Origin of the sequence: Bacteroides sp. AM16-13 (assembly GCF_003602705.1) — a bacterium.
Lineage (GTDB): Bacteria > Bacteroidota > Bacteroidia > Bacteroidales > Bacteroidaceae > Bacteroides > Bacteroides xylanisolvens.
Map to the genome: position 1 here is coordinate 1 of NZ_QTLK01000017.1, position 22,822 is coordinate 22,822.

Consider the following 22,822-nt stretch of genomic DNA (forward strand, 5'->3'; position numbering starts at 1 on the left):
ACCTATGATGACTTGGGTCGAATCAAGAGCAGTAAACGCCATGGCAACTCTGCCCTTGCAACAGACTATACTTATAATGTCCGCTCATGGATGAAGACACTGACTACCGATACGCTGTTCAACCAGACCTTGCATTACAACGACTCATACGGCGGAAGCAGAGCTTGCTACAACGGCAACATATCCGGCATGAGCTGGAAAGCCGCAGGCGACACAGGAGTGCATGGATACCGCTTCAGCTACGACGGAATGTCACGGTTGACTGCTGCGGGGTATTTGTGGAACGGATCTCCCAGCGCAAACTATGACACCTCCTACACGTATAACAGGCAGAGTAACCTCACTTCACTCCGTCGTAACGGACGCACAGGTGCTTCATCCTATGGCTTGATTGACGACCTGACGCTCACCCTGGATGGCAACTGGCTGACACGTGTAGATGATGCCGCTACAGCGTCGGCTTATAACAACGGGTTCGAATTCAAGGATGCTGTGAAGCAGGACAATGAATACACCTATGACAAGAATGGCAACATGACCAAAGATTTAAACAAGAATATTATTGATATTCAATATAATTGTTTAAATTCGCCAAGTAAAGTCACGTTCAAGGACGGCAGTACCATTACTTATACGTATGCAGTGAACGGCACGAAGCTGCGCACTGTGCACACGATAGGCAACACTACCAGTACAACGGATTATTGCGGAAATGTGATCTATGAAAATGGTGTACAGAAATTGTTGCTCACTGATGCCGGACATGTTACGTTGTCCGATAAGAAGTATCACTACTACTTGCAGGATCATCAGGGAAACAATCGCGTAGTTGTAGATCAGACGGGGCAAAAGGAAGAGGTAAACCATTACTATCCGTTCGGAGGCACGTTTGCTTCAGCAGATAATAGTATTCAGCCTTATAAGTATAATGGTAAAGAGCTTGATACAAAGAATGGATTGAATTGGTACGATTATGGGGCAAGACAGTATGATGTAGCGATTGGAAGGTGGAATGCGGTGGATCCGATGGCAGAAAAATACTATAATTGGAGTCCCTATAGTTATTGCATGAGTAATCCTATAAAATATATTGATCCAAGTGGACAGACCGTTGTTATCTGGTATAAGAATGATAGTGGACAGACTGTATCATATTCATATAGTGGTGGTAATGTAGCCCATCCCAACCCTTTTGTACAGTCTGTTATTACAGCGTACCAATATAATAAAGCGAATGGTGTTAAAGTAGGTAATGGTGGCGGAGCTTCCACAGTGAAAATTGTGGAGAATGCTGATATAAAAGTGAATGTAATGGAAACTCCATTGGAAGTTACGTATAATCCATATGCCGCCCGTGGAGCCGGATGTATCTATTGGAAAAGTGACTGGGGATTGCAAAATGAAAATGGAACAGTAACTTCTCCCGCTACTGATTTCGACCATGAAGCAGCCCATGCTTTAGAACATAAAACAAATGCTCAAGAGTATGAAGTAAACAGGGTACGAGGCAACGATTCGCAATACGATTCTAAAGAAGAAAGAAGGGTGATAACCGGCCCTGAACAGAGAACTGCACGAGCTAATGGAGAAACGCGTCCGGGACAAATGACAAGGAGAAATCACAAAGGAAGAACTGTAGTAACAAAAGGAGTTACTTCAAATGTAATTGATATACAAAAAACAAAGGAATATGAGAAAAGAAAGAAACCTGTATGGACTTCGGAACCATAAGAAACATTGTTATTGCGGGCTATTGTTTTTGTTGCTGTTTTTTATGACATCATGTAAAACCAATCAATTCTTGATTGACAGCAACGAGGTGGAGTATGTCCACTTTTGGTTCGTTGGAGATATAGATACGAATCATGCTCTCGAAAATTGTGAAGATGTTGTATTTATGCAAGAGAGTCATGATACGATTATGCGTGATAGAAGAATTATCGAACGTTTTGTATCTGTAATTAATCGTTCAAAACCGATTAACCCTAAATCAAATTATGATCTGAGAGTGAGTTCGCTAGTGAGACTAAAGCCAATCAATGGTGAAAAGAGGCCTGATATAAAAGTTTGCATTGGAAACTATGGTCGGCGAGTTCTACTAAATGATGTCTTGATGAAAGGCGATCATGAAGAGCTTCAGAAGTTCATTCAGGAAGAATTATATGATGCTCTTACCCCGTACCAATGGTTGCCTGAAGTTATAAAAGACTATCTTAAAGATCATCCGGAAGAAAGGAACAACTATTTGCCTGACGAGTAAAAAGGTTTTGTTCGGGTGTAAGTTATAAACTTTGTGCCTTACCCTGATATATATTGATTAAAAAAACAATATATATCAGGGTTTTTGTTTTATGAAGACAACCAGATTTAAATATTCCAACGGGATAGGAAGAATACGTAGCTTACAGCTTTACGGGAGAACCCCTGAAGCGGCAACATGTCCATATCGCCACAGGAAAGAGCACACAAACGGAAGTATGTACGTACGAGTATGACCACGCAGGACGTCTTTTAACGACAAAGCATAAGCTGAATACGAATGAGGAAGTGACTCTCGTTGAAAACACCTATGATGACTTGGGTCGAATCAAGAGCAGTAAACGCCATGGCAACTCTGCTCTTACAACAGACTATACCTATAATGTCCGCTCATGGATGAAGACACTGACTACCGATACGCTGTTTAACCAGACCTTGCATTACAACGACTCATACGGCGGAAGCAGAGCTTGCTATAACGGAAACGTATCCGCCATGAGTTGGAAAGCCGCAGGCGATACAGGAGTGCATGGATACCGCTTCAGCTACGACGAAATGTCACGGTTGACCGCTGCGGGGTATTTGTGGAACGGATCTCCCAGCGCAAACTATGACACCTCCTACACGTATAACAGGCAGAGTAACCTCACTTCACTCCGTCGTAACGGACGCACAGGCGCTTCATCCTACGGCTTGATTGACGACCTGACGCGAATTGCGAGGAAAAAAATCGTGGAGCAGAGATTGGTATGGTTATGAGTCTTTATGATATACTAGACCGAATAAAGACTGGTAAGTATAATTTCTATTATCCAGGCTTTGAGTAATTGAACTTGTATCTGTTGTGATAATTGTTGTTGGTGGAATATAAAAATGATGTTTGTGTTAGACGACCCATTTATTCAAGACATGGAATACCTTTTTAATCAGCACAATGCTGTTCCACCACCTTCACATCCTTTCCTTGACGAATCATTTCAACATAGGTAACACCTCCTCCATAAAACAGTTCGATTCTCAGATGATTCTTGGTTTTGTATGTATAAGTCACTTCTAACAGCCCGACGCTGTCAGTTTCAATTTTATAATGTGAGTTGTTTTCGGGCAGTTTTTTCCGTAGAAGTTTCTCAATGTTGCGCACTTTCTGGTTATAGACTTGTTGCATGTCCATATTAGGACATGTATATTCGAAGATATTTGTATAACCTTCGTCTTCTGTATAGTGACTAATGACGATTCCGTCTTCTGAAGTAGTTTTATCAATGAATGTACGTTCGGTAGGGTGTGTAGTTCCTGCGTCTTCGTCAATGTTGTCGTTTTCTTTGATTTCGGTCTGCGTTGTATCCGCCTTATTCTTTTCAATGCTTACTTGTACTACTGGACTCTGTTGTTTGGATGCACCGGTACACTGAGTAAAGAAAGATATAAAACAACTTCCCGATAATATGATTGCTATGATAAGTCGTAAGTTTTTCTTCATATATGTTGGTTTGTAAGTGTGCAAATATACTACATTATTGTTTTTCTTCATTGTACATCGGGCAGAATATAGTTGAAGTAAATGATAAGATAATTACTTCGTTTCTCAAAAAGTAAGTATAGTTCACCAGATCTTCTGCTCTTTTCACTTTGATAGTCTGTTTCCGCATACAATTCTCCTCTTTTTCTTTCTTTTTTCTCATAAGAAAGAATATATTTGTACCTAAGTTAAACGAAAACCAAAGCATGATATGATAACAACCCAGTTGCTTCGTCCTGAAAGCATTGTCGTAGTAGGGGCATCGAATAATGTGCATAAGCCGGGTGGCGCAATATTAAAGAATTTGATAAACGGAGGTTATCAGGGAGAACTTCGGGCGGTGAATCCGAAGGAAAAGGAAGTGCAGGGAGTTCCCGCCTTTGCGGATGTGAATGATCTGCCGGACACAGATCTGGCGGTGTTGGCTGTGCCTGCTTCGATGTGTCCTGATATGGTGGAAACATTGGCTAGCAAGAAACAAACCAGGGCATTTATCATACTCTCGGCTGGTTTTGGTGAAGAAACCCACGAAGGGGCGCTGTTGGAAGAACGTATTTTGGAAACTGTCAATAAATACGGGGCTTCACTGATTGGTCCTAATTGCATTGGATTGATGAATACATGGCATCATAGTGTATTCAGCCAGCCGATCCCTAATTTAAATTCGAAAGGGGTGGACTTGATTTCCAGCTCTGGTGCTACGGCGGTGTTTATTCTCGAAAGTGCCGTAACAAAAGGTTTGCAGTTCAATTCAGTCTGGTCGGTGGGAAATGCCAAGCAGATCGGCGTGGAAGATGTATTGCAATTTATGGATGAGAACTTCGATCCCGAAAAAGATTCTCATCTGAAACTACTCTATATTGAAAGTATTCAGAATCCGGACAGGTTGTTATTCCATGCTTCGTCTTTGATTAGAAAAGGATGTAAGATTGCGGCAATCAAAGCCGGAAGTTCGGAGAGCGGAAGCCGGGCGGCATCTTCCCATACAGGTGCAATTGCCAGTTCTGATTCGGCGGTGGAGGCGTTGTTCCGTAAAGCAGGGATTGTGCGTTGCTTCTCTCGTGAAGAATTGACTACTGTAGGTTGCGTGTTTACTTTACCCGAATTGAAAGGAAAGAATTTTGCCATTATCACTCATGCCGGAGGGCCGGGAGTGATGTTGACAGATGCGTTGAGTAAAGGCGGATTGAATGTACCTAAGCTGGAGGGAGAAGTAGCCGAGGAACTAAAAGCCCAACTATTCCCCGGTGCTGCCGTCGGAAATCCTATTGATATTCTGGCTACCGGAACACCTGAACATCTGCGCCTTTGCATTGACTACTGCGAGGAAAAGCTTGACAATATAGACGCCATGATGGCCATCTTCGGAACTCCGGGATTGGTTACTATGTTTGAAATGTATGATGTGCTTCACGAAAAGATGCAGACTTGCAAGAAACCGATTTTTCCCATTCTTCCTTCCATTAATACAGCCGGAGCAGAGGTTTCCGCCTTCCTGGCAAAAGGGCATGTGAATTTTGCAGACGAAGTGACCCTGGGTACTGCTCTTTCACGTATCGTCAATGCTCCTAAACCGGCAGTTCCTGAAATAGAATTGTTCGGAGTGGACGTTCCGAGGATTCGTCGTATTATTGATTCGATTCCGGAGGATGGTTATATCGCTCCCAATTATGTACAGGCATTGTTGCATGCTGCCGGTATTCCGTTGGTAGATGAATTTGTTTCCGATAATAAAGAGGAGATAGTAGCTTTTGCCCGTCGGTGCGGATTTCCGGTAGTTGCTAAGGTTGTTGGTCCTGTGCACAAATCAGATGTCGGTGGTGTCGTTCTGAACATTAAAAGTGAGCAACATCTGGCACTGGAATTCGATCGTATGATGCAGATACCTGATGCAAGAGCAATTATGGTACAGCCGATGCTGAAAGGTACGGAACTGTTTGTTGGCGCAAAATATGAAGAGAAGTTCGGTCACGTGGTACTTTGTGGTTTGGGAGGTATTTTTGTGGAGGTGCTGAAAGATGTATCTTCCGGTTTGGCTCCGCTTTCTTACGAAGAAGCTTATTCAATGATTCATTCTTTGCGTGCTTATAAAATCATTCAGGGAACACGTGGGCAAAAGGGAGTCAACGAAGATAAATTTGCTGAAATTATTGTCCGTTTGTCCACTTTACTACGTTTCGCTACAGAGATCAAAGAAATGGATATAAATCCGCTCTTAGCAACACAAAAGGCCGTTGTGGCAGTTGACGCGCGTATCAGAATAGAAAAATAGGACTATTCTTTCATTCATTGAGACATATTTACTATCTTTCCGCTGTGATTTTGCCTACATTTGGTAACTCAAACGGAAGGATAGAAAATACGTATATTTATGAAGAAAGTTCTCATATTTTTAATCTGTTTAATCGGCTATCAGATTGGCTGCCATGCACAAATGGCGGACGAACATTATTATTTCAAAAATCTTAGCGTACAGAACGGATTATCTCAAAATACGGTCAATGCGATTTTGCAGGATAAGCAGGGCTTTATGTGGTTCGGCACGAAAGATGGTTTGAATAGATATGACGGTTTGTCATTCCGCAAATTCAAACACGATGACCGCACACGGCGGAGCATTGGTAATAATTTTATCACAGCTCTTTATGAGGATGCAAAAGGAAATATCTGGGTAGGTACGGATGTAGGACTTTATATCTATAATCCGGAAAAAGATTCTTTCCGGCATTTTGCTGAATTGAGCGCAGAAAACACGAAAATAGAGCATACCGTAACTGCAATCTCCGGAGACAACAAAGGATGTGTCTGGGTAGCGGTAGAGTCGCAGGGGCTATTTTGTTATGATCTGGAGGAAGGAATACTTCAGAACCACACATTGAAGAACTTTTCTTTTATCTCCACCAATGTCCAGTCTTTTGTTTTCGATAATAGCGGGACCCTTTGGATTGGCTGCTATGGTGATGGACTTTTCTATTCGAAAGACCGTCTGCAAACCCTTCATCCTTATGTATCACCTGTAGACGATCAAAAAACTTATGAGAATGATGTCGTGATAGGTCTGGTGAAAGGAGCATATAATTGTCTATATATAGGCTCTTTAAAAGGAGGAGTGAAAGAGCTGAACCTGACCTCTAACAAACTGCATGATTTACTCTCTAAAGATGAAAGTGGAGAGTCTGTTTTTTGTCGTGAACTGCTGGTAGCTTCTGACAACGAATTGTGGATTGGCGCAGAATCGGGACTTTATATTTATAATCTCCGAATGGGTAAGTATGTTCATTTGCGCAGTTCGATCAACGACCCTTATTCTTTATCCGACAATGCTATTTATTCATTGTGTAAGGATCGCGAGGGTGGTATCTGGATTGGCTCTTATTTTGGCGGTGTGAATTACTATCCTCGTTTTTATACGTATTTCGAGAAATATTATCCCAAAGGGACTGATAATGGTTTGCGTGGGAAACGAGTACGTGAGTTCTGTCAGGATAATCAAGGTATTCTGTGGATTGGTACGGAGGACGGTGGTCTGAACCGTTTCAACCCCAAGACCAAAACATTCTCCTTCTTTACGCCCAGTAGTGCTTTTACCAATGTGCATGGTTTATGTTTAATTGGAGATCATCTTTGGGTAGGAACCTTTTCAAAAGGAGTGAAAGTAGTAGATACGCGTACGGGAGCTATCGTGAAAACCTATCAGAAAACGGATTCTCCCCGTTCATTGATAGATAATAGTGTTTTCTCTATTTGCTGCACAACGACCGGTGATATTTACCTGGGAACTTTATTCGGCTTGCTCCGATATAATAAACAGTCTGATGATTTCGACCGGATACCGGAACTGAACGGTCGGTTTGTGTATGACATAAAGGAGGACTCCGGAGGAAATCTATGGTTGGCAACTTATGCTAATGGAGCCTATTGCTACAATGTGAGTGAAAAGAAATGGAAGAATTATTTGCACGATGAAAATAACCCGAAGAGTCTCCCGTATGATAAGGTATTAAGTATCTTTGAAGACTCTCACCGACAAATCTGGTTGACTACTCAAGGAGGAGGTTTTTGTCGTTTTCAGCCGGATACGGAGACATTTGCCAATTATAATTTGTCGGCCGGACTGCCGAACGATGTTGTATACCAGATTGTGGAGGACAAAGAAGGATTTTTGTGGTTGACAACTAATAACGGTTTGGTCTGCTTTCAACCTACTACCGGAATGATGAAGGTATATACCACCTCCAATGGCTTGTTGGGCGACCAGTTTAATTATCGTTCAAGCTTTGAAACTGAGGATGGTACGATTTATTTGGGTAGCATCGATGGTTTTATAGCCTTTAATCCCAAGAATTTCTCCGAGAACAAGTTTCTCCCGTCTATTGTAATTACTGATTTCTTTCTGTTTGGAAAGGAAGTATATGCTGGTGAACCGGGCTCTCCGTTGGAAAAGAGTATCACTTTCTCTGACCAGCTTGTTCTCCAGTCTAATCAGAATTCTTTCTCTTTCCGTGTAGCCGCGCTGGATTTTCAGGCTCCTAAGACAAGTCGGATTATGTATAAGTTGGAAGGCTTTGATACAGACTGGTTGACAGTTGGTGAAAGCCCTATTGTTACCTACTCCAATCTTCGATATGGTGATTATACCTTCCGGGTGAAAGTTGCCAATAGTGATGGAGTATGGAGTGACGATGAAGTGGTATTGGAAGTACATATTCTTCCTCCTTTCTATCTTTCTATATGGGCGTATTGTGCGTATGCTTTGCTGATTATCGGTTGTTCTTTACAAATTGTTGTGTATTTCAAGAGACGCAGTAATAGCAAACATCGACGACAGATGGAGAAATTCGAGCAGGAGAAGGAACGTGAAGTTTACCATGCAAAGATTGATTTCTTTACGAATGTGGCCCATGAGATACGTACACCGCTAACATTGATTAAAGGTCCGTTGGAAAACATTATATTGAAGAAACAGGTCGATGCGGAAACGCGGGAAGACCTGAATGTAATGAAGCAGAATACGGAACGATTGTTGAATCTGACTAACCAGTTACTTGACTTCCGTAAAACGGAAAGTCAGGGATTCCGCTTGAATTTTGCGAAATGCAATGTAACGGAGGTACTGAAAGAGACTCATGTGCGTTTCACTTCCCTTGCCAAACAGAAAGGTTTGGAATTCACCTTGCAAGTGCCTGAAAAGGATTTTTATGCACATGTGAACCGGGAGGCGTTTACGAAGATTATCAGTAATCTGTTGAACAATGGGGTGAAGTATGCTGAAAGCTACGTACATATATTTTTGGAGGTGTCGGAAGCGGATGATAATAATTCATTCCTTATTCGTACAGAGAATGATGGAGTAATTATTCCTAATGAGATGAAAGAGGAAATTTTCAAACCTTTCGTTCGTTTTAATGAAAAAGAAGACGGAAAAGTGACTACTGGAACAGGAATCGGCTTAGCTCTTTCCCGTTCATTGGCAGAACTGCATCAAGGAACCCTGGCTATGGGAGAAGGGGAAGAAAATAATACCTTCTGTCTGACTTTGCCGATAGTTCAGGATATGACAATCACTTTAACACCGGAACCGGAAGCAGAAATAGACAAGATGAGCGAAATTCCTGCTGGAGAGGCGGAAAAGAAAGATAACCGTCCTACAGTGCTGGTTGTGGAAGATAATCCGGATATGCTTGCCTTTGTAGTGCGTCAGCTATCGAAAGAATATGCTGTATTGACTGCTACTAACGGGGAGGAAGCGTTACAAGTGTTGGATGGTAATTATGTGAATCTAGTGGTTAGTGACGTTGTGATGCCTGTGATGGATGGTTTTGAACTATGTAAGAGAATAAAGTCAGATTTGAATTATAGTCATATTCCCGTTATACTGTTGACTGCGAAGACGAATATCCAGTCTAAGATAGAGGGAATGGAATTGGGAGCAGACGCATATCTGGAGAAACCTTTCTCTGTGGAATATTTGCAGGCTTGTGCTTCCAGCCTTATTCAGAATAGAGAGAAACTACGTAAGGCTTTTGCACAGTCTCCTTTTGTGGCTGCCAATACGATGGCGTTGACAAAAGCTGACGAAGATTTTATAAAGAAGTTGAATGAGGTTATCCAAGTGAATTATAGTAATCCGGAATTTAGCATGGATGATATGGCGGATAGCCTGAATATGAGCCGTTCCAATTTCTATCGGAAGATAAAGGGCGTCTTGGATTTGAGTCCGAATGAATATCTTCGTCTGGAGCGTTTAAAGAGAGCTGCTCAATTATTGAAAGAGGGAGAAAACCGGGTAAATGAGATTTGCTATATGGTAGGGTTTAATTCTCCGTCTTATTTTGCCAAGTGTTTCCAGAAGCAATTTGGAGTGTTACCCAAAGATTTTGTAAGTTAATATTAATTTATAGCTATAAAGATAAGGTAAAAAGGAGCTTTTAAAGAAATGATTTGATGAAAAAGTATGTAAATTTGTTCGTTTTCGTATTCATGATAGGTGCTTGTCTTTCGCAGGGGAGAGCACAGACAAAGTCTGCGGTGAGTTATAAGAATCCGGTTGTAGATATTGCCATGCCCGACCCTACGGTGATTAAAGCTGCAGATGGTTATTTTTATGTGTATGCTACCGAATCTACCAGAAACGTTCCGATCATGAAGTCGAAAGATTTGGTGGAATGGACGTATTGCAACACTGCATTCACGAATAAAACTCGTCCCAGGTTTGAACCTAAAGCTGGAATTTGGGCACCTGACATTAATTATATTAACGGTAAATATGTGCTTTATTATGCAATGTCAGTGTGGGGAGGAGAACAAACGTGCGGCATTGGGGTGGCTACGGCCGACTCTCCGCAGGGGCCTTTTACGGATCATGGTAAGATGTTTCGTAGCAATGAGATTGGTGTACAGAACTCGATCGATCCCAGTCTTCTGCAGTATGAGGGGAGAAACTATTTGGTATGGGGCAGCTTCCGGGGAATATATGTTATTGAACTGACTGCGGATGGGCTGTCGATCATGCCGGGAGCGAAAAAAAAGAGAATAGCGGGAACTGCTTTTGAAGCTGTTTATATCCATAAGCACGACGATTATTATTATATGTTTGCCTCCATAGGAAGTTGTTGCAGAGGAGTGAAAAGCACATATAAAGTCGTAGTGGGACGTTCCAAGAAAGTATGGGGCCCGTACAAAGACAAGACCGGTAAACCGATGTTGAAGAATGGTTATTCTTTGGTGATAGGTGCGAATGATCATTTTGTAGGCAATGGGCACGGTTCGCAGATTATCCAGGATGATGCCGGACAAGACTGGCTTCTGTATCATGGATTTTCAAGATCAACTCCGGAGAATGGACGTATTCTGTTGTTGGACCAGATCAAGTGGGACCAAGAAGGTTGGCCTTACGTAGAGGGAGGATCTCCTTCTTACGAAACACAAAAAGCACCTGTATTTAATAACTGATTTTCAAATAAACCAATTATAATCTTAAATACCACAAGCATGAAACATACCCCTATTAGCAGGCGGGATTTTCTAAAGAATTTAGGCATAGCCGGGGCTGGCACTCTTCTTGCAGCAAGCCCTTGGCTTTCTGCTTTTTCGGAGGTGATGAACACCTCAAACGAGAAGTGTCGTCTGGCAATTATCGGGCCTGGTTCCCGGGGACGGTTTTTAATGGGATTTTTAGCTAAGAACCCCAAAGTCGATATTGTAGCATTGTGCGACATTTATAAACCGTCTATTGAGAACGCATTGAAACTTGCACCTAATGCCAAAGTGTATGGTGACTACCGGGAAGTGTTGGAAGATAAGTCGATAGATGCTATACTCGTAGCTACTCCTCTTAGCTCGCATTGTAAGATCGTATTGGATGCTTTCGACGCAGGAAAGCATGTGTTCTGTGAAAAGTCAATAGGTTTCACGATGGAAGAGTGTTACCGTATGTATCAGAAGCATCGTAGCACGGGAAAGATTTTCTTCACAGGACAACAGCGTCTGTTCGATCCTCGTTACATTAAAGCAATGGAGATGATTCATGCAGGTACCTTTGGTGAAATAAATGCCATCCGTACTTTCTGGAATCGGAATGGGGATTGGAGACGTTCGGTTCCTTCACCCAATTTGGAACGCCTGATAAATTGGCGTCTTTACAAAGAGTTCTCAAAAGGACTGATGACGGAACTCGCTTGCCATCAACTTCAGATCGGAAGCTGGGCTTTGCGTAAGATACCCGAAAAGGTGATGGGACACGGTGCCATCACTTATTGGAAAGACGGCAGAGATGTGTATGACAATGTGAGCTGTGTATATGTGTTTGATGATGGGGTAAAGATGACATTTGACTCTGTTATTTCCAATAAATTCTATGGACTGGAAGAACAGATCATGGGTAATCTTGGAACGGTAGAACCGGAAAAGGGAAAATATTACTTTGAAAGTGTAGCTCCTGCACCGGCCTTCCTGCAAATGGTGAATGACTGGGAAAACAAGGTGTTTGATTCTCTGCCTTTTGCCGGAACAAGCTGGGCGCCGGAAACTGCAAACGAAAACAAAGGAGAATTTATTATCGGAGAACGTCCCAAGAGCGACGGTACGTCATTGTTGTTGGAAGCTTTCGTTGAAGCCGTCATAACACAAAAACAACCTAAAAACATAGCGGAAGAAGGATATTATGCAAGTATGCTCTGTTTGCTGGGTCATCAGGCATTGGAAGAAGAACGGACGCTCTATTTCCCTGATGAGTATAAAATAGACTATCTGAACCATCAATCTGTAAAAACACCCGAAGCAATATGAAAGACACGATTGTAACCGCACGACGTAAGAAAATAGAGTTAATCACTTTACTCGTTTGTTTCGTAGTATCTAATTTGCTACATCTTTATGCAATTATTGCTTATCATGCACCATTTACGGAGATGATAACGTCTATTTTTTATATAATTATATTTACTTTTGTGCTTTATGCTTTCTGGGGGATTTTGCGTCTCTTGTTTTATGGAATGCAAGCACTGTTTAAAAAGAAAAGCAGGAGTTGATAGTTTTCTTGCATAATTTTAAAGAAGAACTTAATCAATATCAATGAAAATAAATAATTTATGGTAACACGAAGGGATTTTTTGAAAACGATGTCGATGGCTTCAGCCGGATTGGCATTGGGAACCGGTGATTTATTACATGCGCAAACTGCTTCACCTAAAAAAGGAAGAGGTGACAAAGTGAAGATTGCTTATATCGGCATTGGTAACCGTGGAGAGCAGATTATTGAAGACTTTGCACGGACAGGTATGGTGGAAGTGGTGGCTTTATGTGATGTAGATATGGGTGCCAAACATACACAAAAGATAATGGCTAAATATCCGAAAGCAAAGCAGTTTAGGGATTTTCGCCAAATGTTTGATAAGGCCGGTAACGAATTTGATGCTGTAGCAATTGCTACTCCCGACCATTCGCATTTCCCGATCAGTATGCTGGCTTTGGCATCCGGAAAGCACGTATATGTAGAGAAACCGCTGGCACGTACCTTCTATGAAGCGGAACTGTTGATGCAAGCTGCGCTTAAACGTCCGAACTTGGTTACTCAAGTAGGAAATCAGGGACATTCTGAAGCAAACTATTTCCAGTTTAAAGCCTGGATGGATGCGGGAATTATCAAAGACGTTACTGCTATCACTGCCCACATGAATAACCCACGTCGTTGGCATAAATGGGACACTAATATTTATAAACTTCCTTCCGGTCAGCAACTGCCGAAAGATCTGGATTGGGACACTTGGCTCGGAGTTACTCCTTATCACGAGTATAATAAAGATTATCATTTGGGACAATGGCGTTGTTGGTATGATTTTGGTATGGGAGCATTGGGCGACTGGGGAGCACATATCCTCGACACGGCTCACGAATTCCTGGAACTGGGATTGCCATACGAAGTCACTATGCAATATGCAAAAGGGCATAATGATTACTTCTTCCCGTATTCTTCCACGATTCTCTTCCGTTTCCCGCAGCGTAAAGGAATGCCACCGGTAGATATTACCTGGTATGATGGTTTGGATAATCTTCCTCCTATTCCTGCCGGTTATGGAGTTTCGGGACTAGATCCGAACATCCCGGTAACTAATCAGGGAGATACTCCGAAATCTAAGTTGAATCCAGGAAAGATCATTTATACTAAGGATTTGATCTTCAAGGGTGGTAGTCATGGAAGCACTTTGTCTATAATTCCGGAGGAGAAAGCAAAAGAGATGGCAGACAAGTTGCCAAAGGTTCCTAAAAGTCCTTCCAATCACTTCGAGAACTTCTTGTTGGCATGTAACGGTATTGAAAAGACACGCTCGCCGTTCGAAATCAATGGAGTGTTGAGTCAGGTATTCTCACTGGGTGTGATGGCTCAACGACTTAATACACAGTTGTTCTTTGATCCTCGTACGAAGCAGATTACAAATAATGAATTTGCTAATGCAATGCTGGCGGGACTTCCACCGCGTAAAGGTTGGGATGAATTTTATAAATTATAAATAGAAAATAGCCTTTTCCATTCCTTCTTCGAATATAAGGGAGTGGGAAAGACTAATAAATGATTATGAAGAAGAATATCGTATTAACTTTACTTTTATTCTGTGCCGCTTCTTTAGGTGCGCAGAATTGGGAACCTCTTTTCAATGGGAAAAACCTGAAAGGATGGAAGAAATTGAATGGCAAAGCCGAGTATAAAATTGTAGATGGTGCCATTGTCGGTGTATCTAAAATGGGAACACCCAATACTTTTTTGGCAACGACAAAGAATTATGGTGATTTTATCCTTGAGTTTGACTTCAAGGTAGATGACGGTTTAAATTCCGGAGTACAGCTTCGTAGTGAAAGCAAGAAAGATTATAAGAAGGGTCGTGTACACGGTTATCAGTTTGAGATCGATCCTTCCAAACGCGCTTGGTCAGGTGGTATCTATGATGAGGCACGTAGAAACTGGCTTTATCCTTTGACGCTGAATCCGTCGGCAAAAACCGCTTTTAAGAATAATGCATGGAATAAAGCTCGTATTGAGGCTGTGGGTAACTCAATCCGTACTTGGATAAACGGAGTACCTTGTGCTAATATCTGGGATGATATGACTCCTGTGGGCTTCATTGCTTTGCAAGTGCATGCCATTGGAAATGCGGCAGATGAAGGTAAAACTGTTAGTTGGAAAGATATCCGCATTTGTACGACAGACGTAGAACGCTATCAGACACCGGAAGCGCAAGCTGCACCGGAAGTGAATCTGATTGCCAACACGATTTCTCCGAATGAAGCAAAAGAAGGATGGACTCTATTATGGGATGGTAAGACTACTGATGGATGGAGAGGAGCTAAGCTTTCTACTTTCCCTGCAAAAGGCTGGAAGATAGAAGATGGAATTCTGAAAGTAATGAAGAGTGGTGGCGCTGAATCTGCTAATGGCGGTGATATTGTGACTACCCGTAAATACAAGAACTTTATTCTGAAAGTAGATTTTAAGATTACTGAAGGTGCCAATAGCGGAATTAAATATTTCGTAAACCCGGATATGAATAAAGGTGCAGGCTCTGCTATCGGTTGTGAATTCCAGATTCTTGATGATGACAAACATCCTGATGCAAAACTGGGTGTGAAAGGTAACAGAAAGCTAGGGTCGTTGTATGATTTGATTCCGGCTCCGAAGAATAAACCTTTCAACAAGAAAGAGTTTAATACTGCTACCATTATCGTAAAAGGTAACCATGTAGAACATTGGTTGAACGGAGTTAAATTGATTGAATATGATCGTAACAATGATATGTGGAATGCATTGGTAGCATACAGTAAATATAAAAACTGGCCTAATTTCGGAAATCCGGAGGAAGGAAATATACTTCTTCAGGATCACGGAGACGAAGTATGGTTCAAGAACGTGAAAATTAAAGAACTGAAGTAAGGCGTATTCCATATTATTGTGGGAGATACGTCAAAATTCTTTATGACTTTTTATTCAGGCACGGATTGCGCGAATTTCACGGTTGTTCTAATGAAATAGCAATCGTGTAATTTGGGTAATCCGTGCCTAATTTGTCCTGCTATACGATGCAAGTCCCTATTCAACATATGTATAAGCTGTCCCATGAAGGCAGTGGACTGCTTTATGCCTGGTTTCTTTCCATGCATACACGGGTGGATATTATCCTGTATAGCAAGAAAACGGAAGGAGAATTGTTGTTTGTGGTCAATTATATTTATGATGCATTGTGCCGATTGGAAAAGATGGCGAACTTTTATAATCCGGCCAGTGAATTGGCTTATGTCAACCGGACAGCTTTTGTTTCTCCGGTCGTTCTTAGCGAAGAACTCTATTCAATGATTGATTTATGTCTGGAATATAATGGGAAGACTCTGGGGTGTTTTGATATTACAGTCCATTCAGAAAATTACAATCAGAACACGATACAATCGGTCCATTTATCAGCTGAAGATCATAGTATCTATTTTTCACGACTGGGAGTTGCTGTCAACTTATCCGGTTTCCTCAAAGGGTATGCTTTGGAAACAATTAAAAGCATATTGAATGAGTGTGTGATAGAAAATGCATTGATAAATATGGGAAACAGTTCCGTCCTTGCTTTAGGTAATCATCCGGTAGGAACGGGATGGAAAGTCAATAATATACTTCTTCATAATGAGTGTCTTACAACCTCTGGTAATGACTCTCCTGAACGTCGGCATATTGTTTCTCCTCGAAATGGAAAATTGGTGGAAGGTGCTCGACAGATATCTGTAGTTACAACTAATGGGGCAATAGGAGAAATATTGTCTACCGCTTTGTTTGCTGCTGACAGCGAACAAACTAAAGCTTTGATGGGTATATATGCACAATGTCGTGTATATATATATCCACCATGCTGAATATATATACTCACCGTGCTGGACATATATACCCACCATATTGGTCATATATATATCCAATGATACTTATCCAACTATATCTGACGGCCTTTTTGAACATATTCTGCTATTTATAGGTCGGTTTCTTTTATCCGTTTAATTGCTTTTTGCCTTACTTTGCGTTATTAATAGTCAATCTAATGTGTATATGAAAAATAAAATTTTATTGCTGGGCTTATTTTGTTGTAGCCTGATTGCGGCAAAAGCACAAGTTTTACTCGACAAAGGAACCGGAAAAAATAGTTTTCCTATTGTTTCTTCATCAACGAATGCAGTTATTTGCTTTGATGGAAAAGATGCAACTGTAGTACGTAAGAGTGCATCTCTTTTTGTGGATGATGTTCGCCGTGTGACGGGACAAGAGTTAAAAATAGATGAAAGCAAGCCCGGAAAAGTATCTGCGCGGTATGCGATTATTGCCGGTACTATAGGAGAAAGCGGATGGATTGATGCTTTGGCATCGAGAAATAAAATAGATACAGCTGCCATTGCCGGAAGTTGGGAACGCTATATGATAGAGGTGGTCAACAATCCCGTTCCGGGCATCAAGAAAGCAATTGTCGTAGCCGGAAGTGACAGGCGTGGTACTGCTTACGGACTTCTCTCCATATCAAAGGCAATAGGAGTATCTCCCTGGTATTGGTGGGCGGATGCTCCAATCAAACAGCAAAAACAAGTAAGTGTAAAAGTCGATAAGTTTATCTCTAAAACACCATCTGTCAAATTCAGAGGTGTCTTTATCAATGATGAGGACTGGGGACTCTATCGTTGGTCGAAACGCAATTTTGAAAAAGAACGTGGAAACTTCGGACCGAGAACGTATGCAAAGGTGTGTGAACTGCTGTTGCGTCTTCAGGCTAATTATCTTTGTCCGGCTATGCATGACGCATCCATGGCATTCCACCGTATTCCTGAAAATCGCCTGGTAGCGGATAGCTTTGCTATTGTCATGGGATCCTCTCATTGTGAACCGTTATTGTTTAACACGGCAAGTGAGTGGAAGCGTGATAAAATGGGTGAATGGGACTATATCAATAATAAGGATGGAGTCAACAAAGTGTTGAAATCACGTGTAGATGAATGTGCTCCGTTTGAAAATGTATATACTTTGGCTTTGCGTGGATTGCACGACCGGGCAATGAATGCAAGCAATAATATGAATGATAGAAAGGAAATGCTTCAGGAAGCTTTGATGGCACAAAGGCAAATGCTGGTAGATGCCATCGGTAAGCGTGCGGAAGACATTCCTCAAGCCTTTACTCCTTATAAGGAAGTGCTGGATGTATACGATCAGGGATTGGAACTTCCGGATGATGTGACTATTATCTGGCCGGATGATAATTATGGATATATGAAACGTTTGAGCAGTCCGAAAGAACAGAAACGTTCCGGACGTTCGGGAGTATATTATCATTCTTCTTATCTGGGTAAACCTCACGATCATCTTTGGATGAACACAACTTCACCCACATTAATGTATGAAGAACTCCGTAAAGCTTATGACATGACAGCTGATCGTATCTGGCTGCTCAATGCCGGAGACATCAAATCATGTGAATTTGCTGTTGATTATTTCCTGACGATGGCTTTCGATATTGATTCATTCAGTTTTGAAAGAGCGGCAAACTATCGTACCGAATGGTTGTGTGGCATGTTGGGAGATGACTATCGGGTTGAATATCAGGATGTGATAAATTCTTTCTATAAATTGGCCTTTGCGCGTAAGCCGGAGTTTATGGGATGGGGTTATCAGTGGGCTACCGACAAACACGGAAGAGAACGGAATACAGATACTGATTTTTCGCTTGCCAATTATCGTGAAGTGGATACTCGTTTGGCTGAATATCAACGGATAGGGAATATGGTAGAGAAAATCCTGAAAGCTTTGCCAGAAGATAAGAAAGCATGCTATTATCAATCATTATACTATCCGGTGAAAGGATGTGAACTATTGAACCGTATGATTCTCAACGGACAGAGAAACCGTTGGTACTCTATTCAACAGAGGGCAACTACCGCAGAACTGGAAAAAATGACTAAGGCTTGTTATGATAGTCTGGAAGTAATAACAAAAGGATATAACTCATTACTTGGAGGTAAATGGGATCATGTAATGACCATGAAACAGGGATTTGCCGCAGCCTACTTTGAACTCCCGGCTCTGCGGAAGGTAAATCTGGCACCTGCAGCCTCTTTGGGCATATTGGCCGAAGGAGAGGATATTTTGAAAGGGCAGAAGAGTTTCCATTCCCTGCCATGTTTCAACACATACTTCCGCCAATCCTATTACGTAGACGTTTTCAATAAAGGAGCGACTCCTCTGAAATGGAAAGCATCGGTTTCAGATAACTGGATTCTGTTAAGTCAGAAAGCCGGAGAAACTACCACGGAAAATCGTATAGAAGTCTCAATCGACTGGGCTAAGGTCCCGACTGGTGAGAAAGTATTCGGAACGTTGGAAATCGCATCTGATCGTGGCGAGAAGGAGAATGTTTATATTTCAGTCTTCAACCCTTCTTCTCCTTCATTAGCCGAAATGGACACTTTATTTGTAGAGCACAATGGATATGTTTCTATTGACGCTGCCGGTTTTCACCGGAAGGTAGAGAACAAAGCTATTCAAATGAGAACGATTCCTAACTTGGGAATAGAAAATACAGCTATTCAACTAGGTGACCCGACAGCCGCCCCGCAGCGGACAGCAGGTCGCAGTACCCCTCGCCTGGAATATGATTTCTATACATTCGAACAAGGTTCGGTTGATGTCTACACATACGTATTGCCTACATTTACATTAAGTAAGGACCGTGGGTATGCCGGACATGAAGCAACGAATGTGGAAACGAAATATGGAGTATGTATTGACGAAGGTCCTGTGATGAATCCTTCTACTTCTTCTTTTGAGTATGCACAAATCTGGTACGAAAGTGTGTTGAAGAACTGTAGAATCAACAAAACCACTTTGCATATCGACAAACCGGGTAAACACACAGTGAAAATTATATGTGGCGATGCCGGAACTGTATTGCAAAAGATTGTCTTGGATTTCGGAGGAATGAAGCGCTCATATTTAGGTCCGCAACCGACGAGACAGGGAAAATAGCAAGTTGAATAAAATATACTAGAGCTATGAAAAACACTTTTTTTATGTTATTTTTCTCCATAGCTATCTCATTTATAGCGTGCGGGGGCAGTGGTGAAAATGATGAGAATTTACTAGCTGGTAACGGGAATACGGAGAAACCAAAGGAGGACGAATCCCAGGAGCCTGTGGTTTGTAGCATCACACCTATTGGGGAATTGAATCAGGGGACACCTATTATAAATTCCCACGCAGATGTTACGAAACGCTCTTCATTGATGATGAACTATCGGATGCTTGTGACTATGGAATCTTCGTATCCTCGCTATCCTCGTATAAAAAAGATGAAGAATGGTGACTATATTTTGTTCTATCACAATGGTAGTGCTAATAATAATATTGGTCGGCGTTGTGTTTATGCGCTTAGTAAGGATCTGAAAACTTGGAGCAATAAAGGAGAAATATTTAACAGTTATGACATTATCGATAGCAAAGGCAATAAGAATATACATTGCTATGCTAATTGCGATGGGCTGGTGCTCTCTAATGGAGATATATTGGCAGTTGCATCTTGCAGAGCTAATTCCGGTTATCGGGATTTGCCGGAAGATGCAGGAATTGAATTAAAGCGCAGTACGGATAATGGTGTTACTTGGAGTGAACCTATCAAGATCTATCAGGGAGTTAATTGGGAACCTTTCTTGTTGGAGTTGCCTACAGGTGAATTACACTGTTACTTTACAGATAGCAGTCGTACTGGCTTGGAAGGACATGGCACAGATACAGGTACGGCAATGGTTGTTTCTACTGATGGAGGAAAGACATGGAAACCGGACTTTAGTTCTTCTCCTTATTATGTATTGCGAATGAGGTGGGAGAAAAACGGAATTGTCGGCTATAATCATCAGATGCCTTCTGTTGTGAGACTCAATGATAATAAGGGATTAGCTGCTGCTGTGGAAACCAATAATTCAGGATATCATATTTCGCTTTGTTATTCAGATAAAGACAAATGGGAATATTTGGCTGCCGACCAGGAAGGACCTGTCGATAGTAATAATTGTGTTTTCTCCGGTATGGGACCATATTTGGGACAGCTCCCTTCGGGAGAAACCGTCCTTTCGTATGAATCGTCAAGTAAATATACTCTTAAAATAGGAGATGCTACTGCTCGTAATTTCGGTAGCGCTTATCAACCTTTTTCTGGTGGTTATTGGGGATCATTTTGTATTATTGATTCACATACTTTGGTTGGAACTAATATTAAAGCGAAAGAAGGACCGGTTCAGATGGCACAGTTTGTACTTAATCATCGTATTGATGCCGTGAAAAGAAAGGTAACAATAGATGGTAACAATAAAGAGTGGGCAAATACAGATCATGCACTCTTTGTGGGCAGTAAGTCACAAGCACAAGGAACGTTACGTTGTTCGTATGATGATGATAATATTTATTTCCTGTTAGAAGTACTTGATCGAAACTTGTTAGCCTCTGATTACGCTTCCTTATACGTATCTCCTGTGAGTAATAATAAGCTGTCAAAAGGGGCTTGCTGCATACAAGTAACAATGAATGGACTGAAGAATTGTGAAATATATGATGCATCATGGAAAGAAGCTCAATTAGATGCCCAGGTCAAAACTTATGTTTGCAATGAAACAAATGAGAGGCTTATAGATGATTATGGATATATTGCTGAAATTGCTATTCCACGTTCAAAATTGACTATCACTTCCGGGCAAGTACTTGTCAATTTTTCTATTACAAAGCGAAATTCTTTAGATGCCATTTGTGATGTTGCATCTACAAGTACGGCACGTTGGATACCGGTGACTGGGTTATGATTCGGAGAATTTAATATTGAATAATTAATTATATAGAACACTACGATTATGAAAAGGAATTATTTGATTTATGCCTTATTGATGACTGTTTTTTTGAGCTCAAATGTGATTTCTGCTCAAAATTATTTTGGAGATTTTCCTGTGAAGGCAGATCCAAAGACGGTTGGAAATAAATTGAGCAGACGTTTAATGGAAACTAAACATCAACTGTATTTTGATAGAGGAATACATTATGCAGAGGTGTGTACATGGTATGGAGCTCTTCGTTTTGCAGAATTGACAAATAATAAAGAATTGATAAAGCTGTTAAGAAACCGTTTCGAATTATTGTTTCATCTGGAAAAAGAACTTCTACCTCCACCGATTCACGTAGACCAAAATATGTTTGGTTGCTTACCTCTAAGATTTTATAATATAACGAAAGATAAGCGTTATTTAGATCTGGGACTGCCCTATGCTGACACTCAATGGGAGCTTCCTGCCAATGCGAATGAAGAGGAGCGTAAATGGGATAAAAAGGGATATTCTTGGCAAACTCGTCTTTGGATTGATGATATGTATATGATTACTATTGTGCAATCTGAGGCTTATAAAGCTACTGGTGATCCTAAGTACATAAATAGGGCTGCCAAAGAAATGGTTCTGTATTTGGACGAATTGCAACATCCCAACGGTCTTTTCTATCATGCACCGGATGTGCCTTATTATTGGGGACGTGGTGACGGTTGGATGGCTGTCGGTATGACGGAGTTGCTTTATAACTTACCGGAAAAGGATCCTAATCGTGCACGTATTATGAAAGGTTACTTGTTGATGATGGATAACTTGAAAAAATATGTGAACAAGGACGGTCTTTGGAATCAGCTGATTACCGAACCGGACTTTTGGACAGAGACATCTGGTTCGGCAATGTTTGCTTATGCCATGATTGTGGGGGTCAATAACGGCTGGTTGAATAAAGAGGAATATGCTCCAGTGGCACGCCGTGCATGGCTTGGCTTATGTAATTATATTAATGACAAGAATGATCTTACTGAGGTTTGTGTTGGAACCGGAAAGAAAAACAGTAAACAATATTATATGGATCGTCCCCGCATCGCCGGTGATTATCATGGACAGGCACCGATAATATGGTGTGCTTATGCATTATTGAATAAATAAAACAATAAAAGATCGGATACAGATCTAGGAGTT

Annotated in this window: 16 protein-coding genes; 14 read left to right on the top strand and 2 right to left on the bottom strand. The window is 41.4% G+C overall.

Features of this window, described 5'->3' with window-relative positions; all coding sequences use genetic code 11:
* The 3 genes from DW173_RS14730 to DW173_RS14740 all read left to right on the top strand — a co-directional run.
* On the top strand, positions 1-1,731 hold a 1,731-nt coding region (locus DW173_RS14730; RefSeq protein ID WP_147402053.1), incomplete at its 5' end, for an RHS repeat-associated core domain-containing protein.
* Positions 1,691-2,260: a hypothetical protein gene (locus DW173_RS14735; RefSeq protein ID WP_004314603.1), complete on the top strand. Its 570-nt coding sequence runs from the start codon at positions 1,691-1,693 to the stop codon at positions 2,258-2,260. The genes DW173_RS14730 and DW173_RS14735, both read left to right, overlap by 41 nt.
* 287 nt (positions 2,261-2,547) lie before the next feature.
* Entirely contained in the window at positions 2,548-3,018 is a 471-nt protein-coding gene (locus tag DW173_RS14740) for a hypothetical protein (protein ID WP_233562181.1), read from the top strand.
* Positions 3,019-3,181: 163 nt separating this feature from the next.
* On the opposite strand, the gene DW173_RS14745 is transcribed toward DW173_RS14740, so the two are convergent.
* Complete coding sequence (locus tag DW173_RS14745) at positions 3,182-3,739, bottom strand: hypothetical protein (RefSeq protein WP_147402054.1); 558 nt, start codon at positions 3,737-3,739, stop codon at positions 3,182-3,184.
* A 34-nt stretch (positions 3,740-3,773) separates the two neighbouring features.
* Positions 3,774-3,941, bottom strand: coding sequence for a hypothetical protein (locus DW173_RS23845; protein ID WP_158593287.1), 168 nt, complete (start codon positions 3,939-3,941; stop codon positions 3,774-3,776).
* Between the two features lie 48 nt (positions 3,942-3,989).
* Here DW173_RS23845 and DW173_RS14755 point away from each other — a divergent pair, with 48 nt between their 5' ends.
* From DW173_RS14755 to DW173_RS14805, 11 genes are all read left to right on the top strand, one after another.
* Complete coding sequence (locus tag DW173_RS14755; protein ID WP_120144651.1) at positions 3,990-6,050, top strand: acetate--CoA ligase family protein; 2,061 nt, start codon at positions 3,990-3,992, stop codon at positions 6,048-6,050.
* Positions 6,051-6,149: 99 nt separating this feature from the next.
* Complete coding sequence (locus DW173_RS14760) at positions 6,150-10,166, top strand: two-component regulator propeller domain-containing protein (protein ID WP_120144652.1); 4,017 nt, start codon at positions 6,150-6,152, stop codon at positions 10,164-10,166.
* Positions 10,167-10,222: 56 nt separating this feature from the next.
* Positions 10,223-11,230 (top strand): family 43 glycosylhydrolase, encoded by a 1,008-nt coding sequence (locus tag DW173_RS14765; RefSeq protein WP_120144653.1) that lies wholly within the window; start codon positions 10,223-10,225, stop codon positions 11,228-11,230.
* A gap of 39 nt (positions 11,231-11,269) precedes the next feature.
* Positions 11,270-12,565, top strand: a complete 1,296-nt coding sequence (locus tag DW173_RS14770) for a Gfo/Idh/MocA family oxidoreductase (RefSeq protein ID WP_004302560.1) — start codon at positions 11,270-11,272, stop codon at positions 12,563-12,565.
* Entirely contained in the window at positions 12,562-12,807 is a 246-nt protein-coding gene (locus DW173_RS24160; RefSeq protein WP_008016134.1) for a hypothetical protein, read from the top strand. Before DW173_RS14770 ends, DW173_RS24160 begins: the two co-directional genes overlap by 4 nt.
* Positions 12,808-12,867: 60 nt before the next feature.
* Positions 12,868-14,286, top strand: a complete 1,419-nt coding sequence (locus DW173_RS14780) for a Gfo/Idh/MocA family oxidoreductase (protein WP_004323915.1) — start codon at positions 12,868-12,870, stop codon at positions 14,284-14,286.
* A gap of 65 nt (positions 14,287-14,351) precedes the next feature.
* Complete coding sequence (locus DW173_RS14785) at positions 14,352-15,701, top strand: DUF1080 domain-containing protein (RefSeq protein ID WP_004302557.1); 1,350 nt, start codon at positions 14,352-14,354, stop codon at positions 15,699-15,701.
* Positions 15,702-15,868: 167 nt separating this feature from the next.
* Complete coding sequence (locus DW173_RS14790) at positions 15,869-16,663, top strand: FAD:protein FMN transferase (protein WP_087317367.1); 795 nt, start codon at positions 15,869-15,871, stop codon at positions 16,661-16,663.
* A 187-nt stretch (positions 16,664-16,850) separates the two neighbouring features.
* On the top strand, positions 16,851-19,805 hold the full coding sequence (locus DW173_RS14795) for a glycosyl hydrolase 115 family protein (protein WP_120144654.1): 2,955 nt from the start codon (positions 16,851-16,853) through the stop codon (positions 19,803-19,805).
* A gap of 26 nt (positions 19,806-19,831) precedes the next feature.
* Positions 19,832-21,628: an exo-alpha-sialidase gene (locus DW173_RS14800; RefSeq protein WP_004296576.1), complete on the top strand. Its 1,797-nt coding sequence runs from the start codon at positions 19,832-19,834 to the stop codon at positions 21,626-21,628.
* Between the two features lie 48 nt (positions 21,629-21,676).
* Positions 21,677-22,789 carry a glycoside hydrolase family 105 protein gene (locus tag DW173_RS14805; protein WP_004296575.1) on the top strand — a complete coding sequence of 371 codons (1,113 nt, stop codon included), beginning with the start codon at positions 21,677-21,679 and terminating at the stop codon, positions 22,787-22,789.
* Positions 22,790-22,822: the final 33 nt, after the last annotated feature.